The organism is uncultured Tateyamaria sp. (genome assembly GCF_947503045.1).
Classification (GTDB): domain Bacteria; phylum Pseudomonadota; class Alphaproteobacteria; order Rhodobacterales; family Rhodobacteraceae; genus Tateyamaria.
Genome location: NZ_CANNCF010000021.1, coordinates 1 through 1,354 on the forward strand (window position 1 = coordinate 1; position 1,354 = coordinate 1,354).

Here is a 1,354-nt window from a genome sequence, read left to right on the forward strand (position 1 = left end):
GCTGATGGGGTGGATGGCTCCTGCTTCAACCGGCGTCGCAATGCGCCATAGTGCAGGTGTCAAAGTCTGCTTATGAGAGGAGCCACCCCATGCAAGTTACCACAATCGGTGTTGATCTGGCCAAGAACGTTTTCCAAGTCCATGGGATCACCGCTACGGAAGAAGTAGTGTTCAACAAGCCGTTGCGACGCGCGCAATTTCTGCCCTTCTTTGCGAAGTTGGAGCCCTGCCTGATTGGCATGGAATCCTGCAGCAGCGCCCACCATTGGGCTCGCGAGCTAACGGCTCTGGGCCACGAGGTTCGTTTGATCCCGCCGATGTACGTGAAGCCTTACGTCAAACGCGGAAAGTCAGACGCCATTGATGCCGAGGCGATCTGCGAGGCGGTGACCCGACCGACCATGCGGTTCGTGTCGATTAAGACCGTCGAACAACAGTCTCTTCTGTCGCTGCATCGGGCACGCGATCTTTTGGTCCGCCAAAGGACCCAATTGATCAATGGCCTGCGTGGCTTGGTTGCTGAGTTCGGTATTTACATCCCAAGAGGGCTGGCGCGCGTTATTGGTTTTGCAGAGGATATTACCCTTGGCGAAGTGCTCGACTTGCCAGACATCGCCAACGAGGTGATCCGTAACCTGTCCGAACAACTCATGGCTCTGCATAGGCGGGTCCGCTGGTACGAGGAACGCCTGAAGCAAGTAGGCAAAGAAGATGAGCGGGTGCGCTTGTTGCGCACGATCCCAGGCGTGGGTGCCGTAACGGCCTCTGCGATCATTGCCAGCATCGGCGACGGGCATCAGTTCCGTAATGGCCGCGAATTCGCAGCATGGCTCGGTCTGACACCCGCAAACAAATCTAGCGGCGGCAAAGAGAAGCTGGGGCGGATCACAAAGATGGGCGATCAGTATCTACGATCGTTGCTTGTCGTCGGTATGACATCACTGGTCAGGCAGACCCGGTCCCATCCAGAGCGTGCCAGCAAGTGGCTGACCTCATTGCTTGAACGCAAAGCCGCCCGCGTCGCAACTGTCGCGATGGCCAACAAGACAGCTAGGATCGTCTGGGCCGTCCTCACCCGCAACCAACCTTACAGCCCACGCGCTGTAGCCTGAAACGAAAGGAACATCGAATTAGCAAGACCCGCGAGATGATGGTGCATAAGTCTGCCGCCAAAACCAGGACACTCCGCCGAATGGCGCGGGCATGACAGCCCGCAAAGCTGATAGGAACTTGGTTTGCGGAACCCATCAGGGCCAGCGGTCAAAACCGCGAAAACAGGCCGGACACATGACTGCTTCTGACAAGTGCACAAATTAGATCAAAAAGGACTTGCTATGCAGGAGCCATCCACACA

General features: G+C 56.7%; 1 protein-coding gene. It reads left to right on the forward strand.

Annotated features, from left to right (window positions below; genetic code table 11):
• Positions 1 to 89 precede the first annotated feature (89 nt).
• Positions 90 to 1,112 (forward strand): IS110 family transposase, encoded by a 1,023-nt coding sequence (locus Q1A89_RS23435; protein ID WP_299734151.1) that lies wholly within the window; start codon positions 90 to 92, stop codon positions 1,110 to 1,112.
• Positions 1,113 to 1,354: the final 242 nt, after the last annotated feature.